We start from the raw sequence: 15,236 nt of genomic DNA on the forward strand, positions 1-15,236 counted from the left end.
CGCCGGTGCCGCACGCCGACTAGCGTGGGAGGATGACCCGTACCATCGCCCGCTGGCTTCTGGCCGCCCTGCTCGTCGCGGCTGGTGCCGGGCACCTGACGACGCTGCGCCGCGGCTTCCGCATCGCCGTGCCGGGCTGGGCGACCGAGGTCTTCCGCACGGACAAGGACACGATCGTCGTCGTCTCCGGGGTCGTGGAGATCATGCTCGGACTCGCGCTCGCGCTGCTGCCGCACGAGCGCACGCGCATCGGCCTCGTGATCGCCGCGTTCTTCGTCGCGGTGTTCCCGGGCAACGTGCACCAGTGGCGGACGGGGGCATCGGCGCCCGGTCTCGACACCGACGCTCGGCGCCTCGCGCGGCTCTTCCTGCAGCCCGTGCTCGTGGCCTGGGCGGTCTGGGCCGGGCGGGCGTGACGCGTCAGCGCCGCGTCGACACCGTCACGGTGAACTTCGGGTCGCGGGCGATCTGACGCGTCGGCCCGACGATGCGCTCCAGCACCGGGCGGTAGTGCAGCGGGGAGTTCCACACGCACCACAGCCGGCCGCCGGGGCGCAGCACACGGGCGGCGTCGGCGAAGAGCCGCGGTGCGAGCCGGTCGGTGACGGCGGATCCGCTGTGGAACGGCGGGTTCAGCGCGATGAAGGACGCCGTCCCGTCCGGACGGCGGGAAAGGGCGTCGTCGCGGACGACCGTGATCCGGTCGGCCACCTCGCTCGCGATCGCCGTCTCGCGGGCCGACCGGACGGCGGCCGCCGACTGATCGCTGGCGTAGACGAAGGCCGTCGGATGCCGGAGGGCGAGGTGCGCCGCGACGGCGCCGCTGCCGCACGCGAGGTCGATGAGCGGGTCGTCGGCCGAGCCGCCGTCGAGATCGTCGGGGAGGTGTGCGAGGAGGAGCCGCGTGCCGATGTCGAGGCCGGCCCCCGCGAACACGCCGCCGTAGGCGCGGAGGGCGAGATCGCCCTCCTGCGCGGCGGAGGCGACGGGATCGGCGCCGTCGCCGGGACCGGACGCGATGAGGACGCGGGATTTCTGCCGCGCGTGCGTGACGTCGACGCGGGCGAAGTGCGCGCCGAGCACGTCGTTCATGGTGAGCGTCATGTGCTTGATGCGTCCACCGGCGAAGACGCGGACGCCCGGCTCGGCGTGGGCGGCGATGAGGCCGGCGATGTCGCGCAGGGCGTCGAGCGACCGGGGGAGGCGCAGCAGCACGACGCGGGCGCCGCGCACGAGGTCGGCGCTCAGGGCGAGCGAGGTGGTCCGGCCGGAGAGCCCCAGGCGCTCGGCGTTGGCGGCCAGGGCGCGCTCGCCGAGCAGGTCGTCCTGGTGCACGCGGACGCGCTCGGACCCGTCGGCGACGGCGCCCAGCGCGAGCGCCCCGTACGTGTCTCCGATCACGACGAGCCCGTCGGGTCCGAGATCGCTCCGGGCCGCCGCCGACTCATCGAGGATCAGCCGGTCCGCGGCGTCGACGGCGGTCAGCTCGGGCGCCTCCACATCGGGCCAGCGTCGCAGCTGCTCGAAGGGAAGGCTCATGCGCCGTCGTCCGCGTCGTCGGCGTACCGCAGCCGCGCATCGTCGGCGCCGCACTCGTCGCCGATCCGGATGCCGTCCGCGAGGCGGCCCTCGGCCCGCAGCGCCTCGAGGGAGGCGACGGCACGGCGGCGCAGCTCCCACGGGTCGATCGTGTTGACGTAGATCTTCGTACCGCCCTCGAACCCGGCCGGGGTGGAGATCCGCCACTTGAGGACGATCCGCCACGGCATGGGCCACGGCGCCTGCGGCGGGCGGTAGTGCCACTCCTCGTTCGTGGGGACGTGGACGCCCGTCGCGGCGTGCAGGGCGTGCACGAGGTCGGATACGGCGCGGATGCCGGCATCCGAATGCTCCTGCGGGAGGTTCGCGGCGCTCGTGGAGAACACCTCGAACGCGGGGTAGCGGTGCCCGATGCCCGCGAACGCGACGGCGCCGTCGGTGGCGGCGACGACGAGCCGCTCCGCCACGGCGAGGTCGGCGATCTGATGCTGGTAGAGGTGCCGGTCCGATGCCAGCATCCGCAGCTCGCGATCGACCTGCGGACCGGACTCGTCGATCGCGACGAGCTGCTTGTGCAGGTGCTCGAACGACGCGCCGGCCGGACGGAGCCAGTTCTGGAACACGGCGACGTACGCGGCGTGCGGCTGGGCGGCCTGGATCTCGGTGAGCGAGCGCACCGTGAACGCCATGTAGGCGGCGTGCTCGTCGGGGGTCAGCGCGCCCGAGGACACGAGCTGGTCGTCGGTCTCGGCGCCGTCGAGGACATGGCGCCGCGCGACGATGACGTCGTGCGAGCCGCCGAGGAGGTCGAGCGCCGCCTCCTCGATCGAGATCTCCTCGCCGGAGGCGTGCGCGCGGATCGCGGCGAGCCGCTCGATGTGTGCGCGTCCCACGCGGTCCGAGAGGTACGCCCGCGCCCACTCGAACACGGCGGCGGGCTGGCGGAACCCGTGGTTCTCGCGCCAGTACTCGGCCGACACGATTTCGAACAGGTTGCCGAAGCGGCGGAACTCGGCGACCGTGTCGGAGAGCTCCGAGGCGGGGACGCGGCGGAGCTCGGTGAAGTCGGGGCCGACCAGGCGCGCCTTCTCCGGGGTCGTCTCCAGCTGCCGACCGGCGCAGAACGCGCACAGCCGGTCACCTTCGCCGGGTTCGAGGTGGCGGGACTCCGCGGGCGGCACGTCGATCGGCCGTCCGGCGCGACCGGGGACCGTCCACACCCGGGTCCCCGTCAGGGGTCCGACCTGCTTGACGGTGCCGTCCGGCATCCGCACGATCGCCCGCGCTTCGCTCACGTGGCCAGCCTACTCAGCCCGGCAGAATGGGCGGCATGCGCATCGTCGTGCTCACCGGGGCGGGCATCTCCGCGGAGAGCGGCGTGCCCACGTTCCGCGATGCGGACGGCCTCTGGGAGGGGCATCGCGTCGACGACGTCGCGACGCCCGAGGGGTTCGCGCGCGACCCGGACCGCGTGCAGCGCTTCTACGACGAACGCCGTCGTGCCCTGCACGCCGTGGAGCCCAACGCCGCGCACCGCGCCCTCGCACGGCTCGAGGGGGCGCTCGGCGAGGACCTCCTCGTCGTGACGCAGAACGTCGACGACCTGCACGAGCGCGCCGGGTCGATGAACCTCGTGCACATGCACGGCGAGCTGCGGCGTGCGCTGTGCGGTGCGTGCGGGGCGCGGCCCACCTGGGAGGGCGACCTCGTGCAGCGTCCGTCGTGCCCGGCCTGCGGGCACCGGGAGCTGCGGCCGGATGTCGTCTGGTTCGGCGAGCTTCCCTACGAGCTCGACCGCATCGAGGGCGCCGTCGTCGCGTGCGACGTGTTCGTCGCGATCGGGACCTCCGGCGCCGTCTACCCGGCCGCGGGCTACGCGGCCCTCGCCGGTGCGTTCGGCGCACATACGGTGGAACTCAACCTCGCGCCCACGCTCGCGGACGTCGCGTTCGACGAGGTGCGCGCGGGTCCCGCGAGCGTCGTCGTCCCGCGCTGGGTCGAGGGCCTCCTCGCCTGACCGGCCGGGCGGTGACGCATACTCGGAGGATGAAGACGACCGCTCGCTGGATCCTCGCCGCCGCCATGATGTTCGCCGGGGTCAGCCACCTGTTCTGGGCGCGCCGGGAGTTCCAGGCGCAGGTCCCGGATCTCGTGACCGACCTCCTGCCGATCGACAAGGACGCCGTCGTCGTCGCATCCGGCGCCGTCGAGATCATGCTGGGCGCCGCGCTCATCGCGCTGCCGAAGGAGCGCCGCCGCGTCGGCGCGATCCTCGCGGCGTTCTTCGTGGCGATCTTCCCGGGCAACGTCGCGCAGGCCGTCGGAAAGCGGAAGGGCTTCGGCCTGGACGACGACCGGGCGCGCTTCGCCCGGCTCGCCTTCCAGCCGGTCCTCGTGGCCTGGGCCCTGTGGAGCACCCGCCGCTAGACGCGGATGTTCCCACCGCGCAGTCGCGACACGGCATCCACGGTCGCCGCGAGGATCAGGACGCCGCCCGTGACGATCAGGTACACGCCCGCGTCCAGGCGCAGCAGCGCCAGGCCGTTGATGATCGTCGCGATCATGAGCGCGCCGATCGCCGCGTGCACCAGCCGGCCGCGTCCGCCGAAGAGGCTGACGCCGCCGACGACGGCCGCCGCGACGCCGGAGAGGACGATGTCGCGTCCCGCCGCGCCGTCCACCGAGCCCAAGCGGGTCTGCGCGAACAGCCCGGCGACGACGGCCAGGCCGGAGCAGATCACGAAGCAGCCCCACTTCACCCAGCGCACCTTGATGCCCGCGCGCCGAGCGGCCTCCGCGTTGCCGCCGATCGCGTACACGTAGCGGCCGAAGGTCGTCCGGTCCAGCACGAAGGTGCCGATCCACAGGATCGCCAGGACGATCGGGACGATGATGGGGACCCCCTCGATCGGGATGACCGACTGCGAGCGGTTCAGGTTCAGGATCGCGACGGCGATGCCGCCGAGGATCGCGATCGCGGCGAGCTTGATCCAGACGAGCGAGATCGCCCGGTTGGGCACGCCCGCGCGCGTCCGGCGCCGACGATCCCAGAAGGACATGCCGCCGGAGATCGCGAGGATGACGGCGAGCATGACCCAGCCGGCCCACACCGGCATGCGGCCGTTCTGCAGCGCGATGAGCTCGGGCGCGTTGATCGGGTAGAGCCCGCCCGCACCGATGATGAGCAGCGCGAGGCCCTGATAGCCGAGGAACAACCCCAGCGTGACGACGAACGAAGGGATGCCGACCCGGGCCACGAGGAACCCGATGAGGGCGCCGGTCGCCAGGCCCACCCCGAACCCGATCAGCAGCGCGATCGGCCAGGGGAACCCCTGCTTGACGTTCAGGACGACGAACGTCGCCATCGCGACGCCGCCCGTGACGCCCGCGGAGAGGTCGATCTCCCCGAGGAGCAGCACGAACACGAGCGCCATGCCGAGGACGACGAGCGGCGCGGCCTGGTTCATGAGGTTCGCGAAGTTGATCGGCGTGAGGAAGAACCGGTTGAGGATGCCGAACAGGATGACGAGCACGATGAGTCCGGCGATCGCGGGGAGCGCCCCCATCTCGCCGCCGCGCACGCGCTGGAGCCACGCGCCGACCTGATCGCCGAGCCCGCCCTCGACGCCGCTGCCGATGGCGTCGCCGGCGAGCGGGTCGGGTCCCGCGGCCGTCCGGGTGCTGCTGTCCGCGCTCACAGGTCGCCTCCGGTGGGGATGGTGTTGGTGCCGACGAGTTCGACGCCGGGCGGGGTCTTGGTGCCGGTGATGTAGCCGACGATCTCATCGCGGTTGGTCTCCGCGGTGGGGACCTGGGCGACCATCTGGCCGAGGTAGAGGACGGCGATGTCGTCGGCGACGGCGAACACATCCGCGAGGTTGTGGCTGATCAGGACGACCGCGACGCCCTGTTCGGATAGCCGGGAGACGAGATTGAGCACCTGCTCGGTCTGGGCGACCCCCAGCGCCGCGGTCGGCTCGTCGAGGATCACGACCCGCGCCTTCTTCAGGACGGCGCGGGCGATCGCGACGGTCTGCCGCTGCCCCCCGGAGAGGCTCGAGACCTTCTGGCGCACCGACTTGACGGTCCGGACGGACAGCGAGCGGAGCGTGTCGGAGGCGTCCCGCTCCATGCGGCCCTCGTCGAAGGTGCCCGCCGAGGTCTCCTCCCGCCCGAGGAACATGTTCTGGACGATGTCGAGGTTGTCGCACAGCGCGAGGTCCTGGTAGACCACCTCGATGCCGAGGTGGGCCGCGTCACGCGGGGTGTGCAGGACGGCGGGCTCGCCGTCGAAGAGCACCTCGCCCTCGTCATACGGCTGGACGCCCGCGAGCCCCTTGATGAGGGTCGACTTGCCGGCACCGTTGTCGCCGACGAGCGCGGTGACCTTGCCGGGGTGGACTTCGAGGCCGACGCCGCGGAGGACGCTGACAGGCCCGAAGGCCTTCTTCACGCCCCGCAGTTCGATGATCGGTTGAGTCATGTTCGCTTCCTTGCGCTGGATGGTGTGCCCTGTGCACCGGTGCGCGCGAGGGGCGCCGCGTCTGTGAGGACGCGACGCCCCTGCGCCGGGTGGGGGTTTACTCGACCCCGAACTCCGCGCACTTGTCGGCCATGCTGACCCCGTCGATCTCGCCGGAGCAGATCTCCGACGCGGATGCATCGCCTGCGGCGACGACATCCTTGACCTGCTCGGGACCGACCAGCTGCGGCGTCACGGCGATGTACGGCGTGCCGTCCTCGAGCTCCTGGTCTGCGGTCGGCGTCTCGCCGTTGAGCAGGGCGACGGCGACCTCGACGGCCTTGTCGGCTTCGAGCTTGACGGGCTTGTAGACCGTCGCGGTCTGCCAGCCGGCGAGGATGTTGCGAAGCCCCTCGAGGTTGGCGTCCTGACCCGACACCGCGACACCCGTCAGCCCCTTGTCCTGCAGGACCTTGATGACGCCGTCGGCGTTCGTGTCGTTCGCCGCCCAGACGCCGTCGACCTTTCCGTCGTTGGCCGTGAGCGCCTGCTCGAAGTTCGTCTGGCTCACGCCACCGTCCCAGACGCCCTTGGGCTCTGCGACGGCCTTGACGCCGGCGGCCTCCATGACCTCGACGGCACCGGAGCGGAACATCGCCGCGTTGCCGTCGGTGGGGTCGCCGCCCATGTAGAACACCTGCGCCGTGCTCGGGTCCTTTCCGGCGGCCTCGAGGCCGTCGAGCACCGTCTGGCCCTCCATGCGACCGACCTCGACGTTGTCGAAGGACACGTAGTAGTCGGCGCCCGTGAACGGACGGTCGTACGCGATGACCGGGATGCCCTGGCCCTTGGCCTTGGTGGCCACGCCCTTGGCCGCGCCGTTGTAGTCCACGAGCAGCATGACGCCGCAGCCCTGCGTGAGCTGCTGGTCGGCGAGCGTGGCGTACTTCGAGGCGTCACCCTGCGCGTTCTGGATGTCGACGTCGAAGCCGGCGCCCTCCAGGCCCTCCTGCAGGTACTTGCGGTCGAAGTTCTCCCAGCGCGGCGAGGAGGCCGCGTCGGGGAGGATCACGCAGGCGCGCTGCGCCTCGGCGTCGGGTTCCTCGCTGGAGGTCGGGGTCTGGGTGCCGCCGGCACAGCCGGCCAGGAGGAGTGCCGCGGCGCTGCTGAGTGCGGCTGCGGCGAGCAGGGAGCTCTTCTTCATGATTCGCCTTTCGTCGTCGAATAGCGTTCGGGTCGTGCACCATCGCACTGGTGATGATCATCATCCGTTCACGTCTTGGCGTCAAGACTTGAACATAACGGATTGGCATCCGTGCGTCGGCGTTCGCGCCGTGAACCCAGCCGTCAGGCGCGTCCGGCGGCCACACGGGTGCGTCGGGACAGCGAATCGACCGTCACGGCGAGCACGAGGACTACTCCCGTCACCATGAACTGGACCGAGGAGTTGAGGTTCAGCAGCGTCAGCCCGGACGAGATCGACTGGATGACGATGACGCCGAGCAGCGCCGCGAACGCGGTGCCGCGACCGCCGAAGAGCGACGCGCCGCCGATCACGGCGGCAGCGATCGCGTTGAGGTTCGTGTCGCCCGCGCCCGAGCTCTGATTGGCCGCGGCCAGCCGTGCGGCCGCCAGGATGCCGCCGACCGCGGCGAGGCTCGAGCACAGGGCGAAGACGGACAGGTAGATCCGTTCGACCCGGATGCCCGCGCGCCGTGCCGCCTCGACGGAGCCGCCCACCGCGTAGACGGCGCGCCCCCAGCGGGTGCGCGTGAGCACGAGGTGCAGGAGCACGACGAGGGCGAGGAACAGGAGGAACATGACCCCGACGCCGCGTGACTGGTTGAGGTACCACGCGGCGGGGAGGAGGACAGCGAGGAGCAGCGCGGCGCGGAGCGCGATGGCGCGGTAGCTCTGGCTGTCCAGGTTCGCTGCGGCGCGCTTGCGCGAACGGCCCGCGAGCGTCCACGCGAAGGCGGCGGTGCCGCCGACGACGAGGACGTACGACGCCCAGGCCGGAAGGAACGCGTGCTGCGCGAACTGGACGATCCACGAGTCGAACGGCAGGTTGATCGACCCGGCATCCCCGAGGACCCAGAGCTGCAGGCCCAGGAAGCCGAGGAGTCCGGCGAGGGTGATCACGAAGCTCGGCAAGCCGAACCGCGTGTACAGCAGGCCGTACAGGATGCCGACGAGACAGCCCGCGCCGACCGCGATGAGCACCGCGATGACGAGCGGCCAGCGCAGCTGCACGAAGGCGACGGCCAGGATCGCGGATGCCAGCCCCGACACCGATCCCACGGACAGATCGATTTCGCCGAGGAGCAGCACGACGACGATGCCGAGCGCGATCGTGCCGATCGCGGCGCACTGCATCGTGAGGTCGACGAGGTTGCGGCTCGAGAGGAAGACCGGATTCAGGATCTGGAACACGGTCCAGATGAGGGCGAGGCCGACGATGACGGGCAGCGCGCCGAGGTCGCCGCCGCGCACACGCCCCCACACCCGCAGGGTCGCCGCCCGAACGCCTTCGCGCTCGGCCTCCTCGAGGCTCACGAGGTGCCGCCGTCCGGGCGCCGGCGACCGCGCGGGGTCAGCGGCGTGACGGTGGCGTCCGTCGTCGCCGGCGGCTCGTCGCGCTGCAGCGCCTGGCGCCGGCTGACCGAGTTGTCCACGGCGCCCGTGATGGCTGCGATGAGCAGCTCGCTCGTGACGTCGGCCGCGTGGTACTCGCCGTTGTTGCGCCCGAGCCGGAGCACGACGATGCGGTCGGCGACCGCCATGACATCGGCCATGTTGTGGCTGATGAGGACCACCCCGTGCCCGCGTTCGCGGAGGCGCTCGATGAGGTTCAGGACCTCGGCGGTCTGGGCGACGCCGAGCGCGGCGGTCGGTTCATCCAGGATCACGACGCGGGGCTCCCCGACCAGCGAGCGCGCGATCGCGACCGTCTGCCGCTGGCCGCCGCTGAGGGAGGCGACGGGGGTCCGGACGGAGGGGATCTTCGCGGCGAGCTCGCGCAGCAGCGCCCACGTGCGCTGCTCCATCCCGACCTCGTCGAGGCGACCCTCGGCGGTGAGCTCGCGCCCCAGCCACAGGTTCGCGACCACGTCGAGGTTGTCGCACAGCGCGAGGTCCTGGAACACCGTCGCGATCCCGAGCTCCTGCGAATCGGCGGGGCTCGTGATGTGCACGGGGTCGCCGTCGAAGAGGATCTCGCCGGCGTCGGGCGGGTGGACGCCCGCGAGGACCTTCACGAGGGTCGACTTGCCGGCGCCGTTGTCGCCCACGAGCGCCACGACCTCGCCCTCGCTGACCCAGAAGTCGACGTCGGTGAGGGCCTTCACGGCGCCGAAGTGCTTGTCGATGCCGCGCATCGTCAGGACGCGATCGCGCGGTCGGCCGGCGCGCGGCGGGGTCACGGTGGTCAGCGTCTGATCCTCACTGGAGTCCGGCGGCCGCGCACGCCGCGGCGTAGTCGGGGGTACAGATATCCTCGATGCTCCAGAACCCGTCCGCAACGACGGTGTCCAGGATGTCGGCGACGGTCACGGCGACGGGCGTGAGCAGCGTCGCGGGCGTCCCGTCCACGTCGATGTCGCCCGTGACGGGGCGGCCGTGCAGCAGGTCGACGGCGACCTCGGCGGCGCGCTCCGCCTGCGGCCGCAACGCCTTGTAGACGGTCATGTGCTGGTCGCCTGCGACGATCCGCTGCAGCGCCGACAGCTCGGCATCCTGTCCCGTCACAACGGGGAAGGGCGAGACGTCCGCGGCGCGCAGTGCCGCCACCGCGCCGCTTGCGGTTCCGTCGTTCGCGGCGTAGACGCCCGCGATGTCGGCGCCGTACTGCGAGATCTGCCCGGCGACCCAGGACTGCGCCTTGTCGGGGCTCCAGTCGGGCGTGTCGTATTCGGCGAGGACCCGGAGCCCGCTGTCGCCGATGATGCGTCGCGCGCCCGCGCGGAAGAGGGCAGCATTGCTGTCGGTCGGGGAGCCGTTGACCATGAGGATGCCGGCGGCGCTCTGCCCGCGCTCCGCGAGTGCCGTGACGAGGGCCGTCGCCTGCAGCTCGCCGACCCGCTCGTTGTCGAAGGAAATGTAGTACGCGAGCCCGCCGCCGGAGATGAGGCGGTCGTAGGCGATGACCGGAACGTCCTGAGCGGCGGCGGACGCGACGATCGTCGCCGCGGCGCGCGCGTCGACGGGGTCGAGGACGAGGACCTCGGCGCCGGCTGCGAGGGCGGACTCGGCCTGCTGCTGCTGGCGGGCGGCATCCTGATCGGCGTTGGCGTAGAGGACGTCGTAGTCGCCGAGCTCGGCGACGCGCGCCTCGAAGATGGGCCGGTCGAACGTCTCGTAGCGCGCGGTCTTCTTGTCCGGAAGGAGGAGCGCGATGGGGCCGTGCGCGCTCGTCGACGGCGGGGTGCAGGCGGTGAGCAGCCCCGCGGCGACGGCCAGCACGAGCAGCAGGCCCGGCAGCCGCCTCATGCCGTGATGGAGAGGACGTCGGCGTCGACGCGGACGTGGTCCAGGGCCGTCGCGATCGCGCCGCGGCACTCGGCCCATTCGCCGAAGGACGCGCCCACGATCTCGGGCAGGCCGCCGGTCGCGGCCAGTGCCGAGCGCTCGAGCGCGTGCCGCATCGGCGCCAGGAGGATCTCGCCGGCCTGCGCGAGCTCGCCGCCCACGACGATGATCTCGGGGTCGAAGAGGTTGCAGAGGCTCGCCGCCGCGATGCCGATGTGCCGCCCGGCATCCGCGATCACCCGCTGTGCACCGCCGACGCCGTCCTCGGCGGCGGCGATCAGGTCGCCGAGACGCTGCATCCCCTCACTCTCGGGGAAGAGGGCGAGGAGCGCGGGGCCGGCGGCGTAGGTCTCGAGGCAGCCGCGGTTGCTGCAGCGGCAGAGGGGACCGTTCTCGTCGATCGTGACGTGGCCGATCTGCCCCGTCTTGCCGCTCACGCCGCGGAACAGGTCGCCGTCCACGATGAGGCCGGCGCTGATCGTGTGCCCGACGCGGATGTAGACGGAGGAGGAGGCGGCGCGTCCGCTGCCCTCGCGCGCCTCGGCGAGCCCGCCGAGGTTGGCTTCGCTGTCGACGTGGACGGGCCGGTTGATGCGGGCGCTGAGGCTTGCGGCGATGTCGATGCCCTCCCAGCCGGGGAGGAGACCCGGGGTGGAGACCATCCCGGTGCGCGGGTCGATGGGGGCGGGGACGGCGAGGCCGACCGCGAGGAGGTCGGCGAGCGTTCCGCCGAGGGTCTCCATCATGTCGCCGAGGATGATGCTCAGGCGATCGAGCTCGGCGTCGTGCCGGTGACCGGGAGCAAGCGGCACGGTGTTCTCGGCGACGACGGTCCGAGTCGCGTCGGCGATCGCGATCCGCAGCTGCCGGCTGGAGAAGTGCACGCCCGCGACGAGGCCGACCTGGCGGGCGAGGGAGACGAGGGTCGCGCGGCGGCCGCTGCGCGACGTGAAGGAGGTGTGCAGGATGCCGGAGGCGGTGAGCTCCTTGACGATGTTCGACACCGTCGCGGGAGAGAGCCCTGTGTTCCCGGCCAGTTCGATCTGGGTCAGGCGCCCATGGCGCTTGAGCGAATCGAGCAGGCGGGCTCGGTTCGCCTCTCGCAGCGAGGACTGCGATCCGGGTGGGGTGCTCCGGCGTACCACGATCGCCACTGTACCCGCTCCTGTCCACCGTGCCGAGGTTCCACGACACGCCGAAACGCGGACCGCGCCCGCCCGCGTGTCCAGGACACGCAGGCGGGCGCGGTGCGAAGCGTGGGGCGCGAGCCCCACGCGGGGTCAGCGCGTACGGGCGACGGTGACCGTGCCGGTCTCCTCGTCCAGGCGCGCGCGGTCGACCTCGTCGACGTCGTGCAGCGAGATGCCGCGCGTCTCGCGCAGCGAGATGACCGCCACGAACGTGATCGCGGCGGCGATCGCGAGGTAGATCGCGATCGGCAGCCCGCTGCCGAAGCCCTGGAGCAGCGCGGTCGCGATGACCGGAGCGAGCGAGCCCGCGACGATCGAGGTGACCTGGTAGCCGAGCGAGACGCCGGAGTAGCGCATCCGGGTCGGGAACATCTCCGACATGATCGACGGCTGCGGGGCGTACATGAACGCGTGGATCACGAGGCCCAGGCAGATCGCCAGGATGATGATGAGCGGTTCCCGGGTGTCGAACATGGGGAAGGCCACGAAGCCCCACCCTGCCGCGAGGACCGTTCCGATCATGTACACCGGGCGCCGGCCGATCCGGTCGGTGAGCCCGCCGACGAACGGCACGACGATCATGTGCACGATGTGCGCGATGACGAGCCAGCTGAGGATCGCGGTCGTGTCCATCTCCAGCGCGAGCTTGAGGTAGGTGATCGAGAACGTCACGACGAGGTAGTACATGATGTTCTCCGCGAACCGCAGACCCATGGCCGTGAGGACCAGGCGCGGGTAGCGACGGACGACCTCGAACACGCCGACGCGGACCTCGGGACGCTGGGCGACCTCCTGCTTGGACTGCTCGAAGATCGGGGCGTCCGTGATGCGGGTGCGGACGTAGTAGCCGATCGCGACGATGACGACGGAGAGCCAGAAGCCCACGCGCCAGCCCCAGGACAGGAAGTCCTCGGGCGAGAGCACGCTGTTGAGCACGAGGAGCACGACGGTCGCGAGCAGGTTGCCGATCGGGACGGCCGCCTGCGGCCAGGAGGCCCAGAAGCCGCGGCTGTGGTCGGGGGAGTGCTCAGCGACCAGCAGGACGCCGCCGCCCCATTCGCCGCCGACCGCGAAGCCCTGCGCGAAGCGCAGCACGACGAGGAGGACCGTGGCCCAGATGCCGATCTGGTCGTAGGTGGGAAGGCAACCCATGAGGAAGGTCGCGACGCCGACGAGGATGATCGCGAGCTGCAGCAGCTTCTTGCGACCGTACTTGTCGCCGAAGTGGCCGAAGACGATGCCGCCGAGCGGGCGGGCGACGAAGCCGACCGCGTACGTGAGGAAGCCCTGGATGACGGGCGTGTAGGGGTTGTCGGCGGGCGGGAACATGATCAGGTTGAACACGAGCGTCGCCGCGGTGGCGAAGAGGAAGAACTCGTACCATTCGACGACGGTGCCGGCCATCGAGGCCGTGACGACGCGACGAAGACCCGAATCCTTGGACCCGGGCTTCTGTGCTGCGGGGGTGGCAGATGCCATAGCGCTGTTACCTCCTTGTAGAGCGCGGAATGCGGCAGGGGGCTGCCGCGCGAGGAACGCTACCTGAGAGTCGATTCAGGTACAAGTCGGGTCTGCGCACAGAGAGTGTGCGTTGACGCACACGCCGTTTCAGGTGGCGTCGACGGTATCCGCGCGCAGGCGCACCCGCACGATGTTCGTCGACTCGTCGAGTTCGGCCACCGACGGGTGCGCCTTGACGAAGTCGGAGAACGAGCGGTGCCCCAGTGCCTTCTCGCTGAAGGAGGGATCCATGCGCTTGAGGAGGTTCTTCACGGCCGACAGATGTACCCAGTCCTCGTCGGTGCGCTCCTGCTCGAGGCGCAGGGCGCGACCGAGCAGCTCGGCGCTGGGATCCTGCGCCTTCTTCGCGCCGCGGCGGCCGGTGGTCGCGGTCGTCTCCTCCTTCTTCTCGGTCACGGGGGCCGAGACGCCGGGGAGGCCGTCGTAGGAGTCGAACTGGTCGCACGCCGCCGCGAGCGACTTGGCGGTGGAGCCCGCGACGCCGACGCCGACGACGAAGCGGCCGAGCCGCTTGCAGCGCTGCGCGAGGGGGACGTAGTCGCTGTCGCCGGCGACGATCACGACGTGCGTGAGGTCGGGGAGGCGGAACATGTCCTCGACGGTGTCCACCGCGAGGCGGATGTCGGCGCCGTTCTTGGCGTAGGCGGCGGCCGGGAAGAGCTGCACGAGGTCGACGGCGCGTGCGACCAGCTGCGGCCGGTAGACGGCGTTGACGGGCGAGGACCAGTCGGCGTACGCGCGGGTGAGCACGAGCGTGCCGAACGATGCGGCGTAGTCGATGATCGCGCCGACGTCGATCATGGCCGCCGCGAGGCGCTCGGCGATCTCGGGCTCGGTGGGGTTCTCGGCGATGCGCTGCCGGTCACGGGAGTAGGAGTTGCGACCGTGGACGCGGTCGTACCAGGACATGACGATGTTGTCGAAGTCGAGGTAGACGGCGACGCGGGGATTCTGCAGGTCGGGCATGTCCCCAGTGTGGCAGTCCGGGACGCGCTCAGCGCTCCTTCGGGTAGGTGACGCCGACCTGCGCGCGCACCTCGTCGAGGGTCCCCATGATCGCGATGCTCTCCTCGAATCCGAGCAGGTCGCTGTCGGTGCGCCCCTCGGCGACGATCTGCTCGGCGGCGAGGGCCTGGTACTGCATGCCGCGGCCGTCGACCTCGGACCGGTACTCCTCGAGCACGGTGCCGTCCGGTGCGATGAGGCGGAACGAGGTGGGGGTGTACCAGACGCGGTCGATCTCGATCCGGGCCTCCGAGCCGATGACCTGCGCCGTGTTCGGACCGACGGCGCGGGATGAGGTCAGCAGCGACGACACGGCGCCGGAGGCGTGCGTCAGGGCGATGGCGACCTCGGTGTCGGCGCCCGTGTCGCCAAGCCGTCCGAGCGCGCGCACTTCGACGGGTGCGCCCAGGACGTCCCACGCGAACGACACGGGGTAGATGCCGAGATCGAGCAGGGCGCCGCCGCCGAGCTCCAGCGCGTTCATCCGGTGCGCCGGGTCGAGCGGTGCCCGCTGCGTGTGGTCGGCGGACACGGCGCGGATGTCGCCGAGCGTGCCGGCGCGGACGAGTTCGCGGATGCGGACCATGTGCGGCAGGTAGCGCGTCCACATCGCCTCCATGGCGAGCAGGCCGTGACCTGCCGCGACGTCGCGGATCGCGGTGGCCTCGTCGGCATCGAGGGTGACGGGCTTCTCGATGAGCACGTGCTTGCCGGCCTCGAGCGCCGCGACGGCGGGTTCGAGGTGGTGGCTGTGCGGCGTCGCGATGTAGATGATGTCGACGTCCGGGTCGGCGATGAGGTCGTCGTACGAGCCGTGCGCCCGAGGGATGCCGTACTGGTCCGCGAACGCGCGGGCGGAGTCGGTGCTCCGGGAGCCCACCGCGGCGACGTCGAGACCCGCCGTGCGCAGGTCGGAGGTGAAGGCGTGGGCGATGCCACCCGTGGCGAGGATTCCCCAGCGAAGTCCGGTCATGTGCAGAGCCTAGCGGGGG

At 71.4% G+C, this 15,236-nt stretch carries 15 protein-coding genes; 3 read left to right on the plus strand and 12 right to left on the minus strand.

Features of this window, described 5'->3' with window-relative positions:
• Positions 1–32 precede the first annotated feature (32 nt).
• Positions 33–416, plus strand: a complete 384-nt coding sequence (locus tag QZL85_RS01020; protein WP_295572530.1) for a hypothetical protein — start codon at positions 33–35, stop codon at positions 414–416.
• A gap of 4 nt (positions 417–420) precedes the next feature.
• Here the strand turns inward: QZL85_RS01020 and QZL85_RS01025 are convergent, their stop codons facing one another.
• Together QZL85_RS01025 and QZL85_RS01030 are read right to left on the minus strand one after the other, a co-directional pair.
• Positions 421–1,539 carry a class I SAM-dependent methyltransferase gene (locus tag QZL85_RS01025; RefSeq protein WP_295572532.1) on the minus strand — a complete coding sequence of 373 codons (1,119 nt, stop codon included), beginning with the start codon at positions 1,537–1,539 and terminating at the stop codon, positions 421–423.
• The gene (locus tag QZL85_RS01030; protein WP_295572535.1) at positions 1,536–2,834 is read right to left on the minus strand and encodes a DUF4921 family protein; all 1,299 of its coding nucleotides are present in this window, start codon (positions 2,832–2,834) and stop codon (positions 1,536–1,538) included. Before QZL85_RS01030 ends, QZL85_RS01025 begins: the two co-directional genes overlap by 4 nt.
• A 35-nt stretch (positions 2,835–2,869) precedes the next feature.
• Between QZL85_RS01030 and QZL85_RS01035 the strand changes: the two genes are divergently transcribed.
• Together QZL85_RS01035 and QZL85_RS01040 are read left to right on the plus strand one after the other, a co-directional pair.
• Positions 2,870–3,556 (plus strand): NAD-dependent deacylase, encoded by a 687-nt coding sequence (locus QZL85_RS01035; protein ID WP_295572536.1) that lies wholly within the window; start codon positions 2,870–2,872, stop codon positions 3,554–3,556.
• A gap of 29 nt (positions 3,557–3,585) precedes the next feature.
• Positions 3,586–3,966: a hypothetical protein gene (locus QZL85_RS01040; protein ID WP_295572538.1), complete on the plus strand. Its 381-nt coding sequence runs from the start codon at positions 3,586–3,588 to the stop codon at positions 3,964–3,966.
• Here the strand turns inward: QZL85_RS01040 and QZL85_RS01045 are convergent.
• The 10 genes from QZL85_RS01045 to QZL85_RS01090 form a co-directional block, all read right to left on the minus strand.
• On the minus strand, positions 3,963–5,237 hold the full coding sequence (locus QZL85_RS01045; RefSeq protein ID WP_295572541.1) for a sugar ABC transporter permease: 1,275 nt from the start codon (positions 5,235–5,237) through the stop codon (positions 3,963–3,965). The two genes, QZL85_RS01040 and QZL85_RS01045, sit on opposite strands and share 4 nt — an antisense overlap.
• Positions 5,234–6,022, minus strand: a complete 789-nt coding sequence (locus QZL85_RS01050) for an ATP-binding cassette domain-containing protein (protein WP_295572543.1) — start codon at positions 6,020–6,022, stop codon at positions 5,234–5,236. The genes QZL85_RS01045 and QZL85_RS01050 overlap by 4 nt, the downstream gene beginning before the upstream one ends.
• Positions 6,023–6,119: 97 nt before the next feature.
• Positions 6,120–7,205 (minus strand): sugar ABC transporter substrate-binding protein, encoded by a 1,086-nt coding sequence (locus QZL85_RS01055; RefSeq protein ID WP_295572546.1) that lies wholly within the window; start codon positions 7,203–7,205, stop codon positions 6,120–6,122.
• 143 nt (positions 7,206–7,348) lie between these two features.
• On the minus strand, positions 7,349–8,557 hold the full coding sequence (locus QZL85_RS01060) for a sugar ABC transporter permease (protein ID WP_295572548.1): 1,209 nt from the start codon (positions 8,555–8,557) through the stop codon (positions 7,349–7,351).
• On the minus strand, positions 8,554–9,378 hold the full coding sequence (locus QZL85_RS01065) for an ATP-binding cassette domain-containing protein (RefSeq protein WP_295573891.1): 825 nt from the start codon (positions 9,376–9,378) through the stop codon (positions 8,554–8,556). The genes QZL85_RS01060 and QZL85_RS01065 overlap by 4 nt, the downstream gene beginning before the upstream one ends.
• A gap of 64 nt (positions 9,379–9,442) precedes the next feature.
• Positions 9,443–10,489, minus strand: a complete 1,047-nt coding sequence (locus tag QZL85_RS01070) for a sugar ABC transporter substrate-binding protein (RefSeq protein WP_295572550.1) — start codon at positions 10,487–10,489, stop codon at positions 9,443–9,445.
• A complete protein-coding gene (locus QZL85_RS01075; protein WP_295572552.1) occupies positions 10,486–11,682 on the minus strand; it encodes an ROK family transcriptional regulator in 1,197 nt (398 codons plus the stop codon). The genes QZL85_RS01070 and QZL85_RS01075 overlap by 4 nt, the downstream gene beginning before the upstream one ends.
• A 126-nt stretch (positions 11,683–11,808) precedes the next feature.
• Positions 11,809–13,197, minus strand: a complete 1,389-nt coding sequence (locus QZL85_RS01080; protein WP_295572555.1) for an MFS transporter — start codon at positions 13,195–13,197, stop codon at positions 11,809–11,811.
• Between the two features lie 129 nt (positions 13,198–13,326).
• Positions 13,327–14,205 (minus strand): NYN domain-containing protein, encoded by an 879-nt coding sequence (locus QZL85_RS01085; RefSeq protein ID WP_295572558.1) that lies wholly within the window; start codon positions 14,203–14,205, stop codon positions 13,327–13,329.
• 28 nt (positions 14,206–14,233) lie between these two features.
• The gene (locus tag QZL85_RS01090; protein ID WP_295572565.1) at positions 14,234–15,217 is read right to left on the minus strand and encodes a Gfo/Idh/MocA family protein; all 984 of its coding nucleotides are present in this window, start codon (positions 15,215–15,217) and stop codon (positions 14,234–14,236) included.
• Positions 15,218–15,236 lie beyond the last annotated feature (19 nt).

The sequence above is a fragment of the uncultured Microbacterium sp. genome (assembly GCF_900078385.1).
Lineage (GTDB): Bacteria > Actinomycetota > Actinomycetes > Actinomycetales > Microbacteriaceae > Microbacterium.

Excerpts from the sequence above, each read along its gene's own strand:
- QZL85_RS01040 (WP_295572538.1), top strand. The coding sequence starts at position 3,586 with ATGAAGACGACCGCTCGCTGGATCCTCGCCGCCGCCATGATGTTCGCC.
- QZL85_RS01035 (WP_295572536.1), top strand. The coding sequence starts at position 2,870 with ATGCGCATCGTCGTGCTCACCGGGGCGGGCATCTCCGCGGAGAGCGGC.
- QZL85_RS01020 (WP_295572530.1), top strand. The coding sequence starts at position 33 with ATGACCCGTACCATCGCCCGCTGGCTTCTGGCCGCCCTGCTCGTCGCG.
- QZL85_RS01070 (WP_295572550.1), bottom strand. The coding sequence starts at position 10,489 with ATGAGGCGGCTGCCGGGCCTGCTGCTCGTGCTGGCCGTCGCCGCGGGG.
- QZL85_RS01085 (WP_295572558.1), bottom strand. The coding sequence starts at position 14,205 with ATGCCCGACCTGCAGAATCCCCGCGTCGCCGTCTACCTCGACTTCGAC.
- QZL85_RS01065 (WP_295573891.1), bottom strand. The coding sequence starts at position 9,378 with ATGCGCGGCATCGACAAGCACTTCGGCGCCGTGAAGGCCCTCACCGAC.
- QZL85_RS01080 (WP_295572555.1), bottom strand. The coding sequence starts at position 13,197 with ATGGCATCTGCCACCCCCGCAGCACAGAAGCCCGGGTCCAAGGATTCG.
- QZL85_RS01025 (WP_295572532.1), bottom strand. The coding sequence starts at position 1,539 with ATGAGCCTTCCCTTCGAGCAGCTGCGACGCTGGCCCGATGTGGAGGCG.
- QZL85_RS01050 (WP_295572543.1), bottom strand. The coding sequence starts at position 6,022 with ATGACTCAACCGATCATCGAACTGCGGGGCGTGAAGAAGGCCTTCGGG.
- QZL85_RS01090 (WP_295572565.1), bottom strand. The coding sequence starts at position 15,217 with ATGACCGGACTTCGCTGGGGAATCCTCGCCACGGGTGGCATCGCCCAC.
- QZL85_RS01055 (WP_295572546.1), bottom strand. The coding sequence starts at position 7,205 with ATGAAGAAGAGCTCCCTGCTCGCCGCAGCCGCACTCAGCAGCGCCGCG.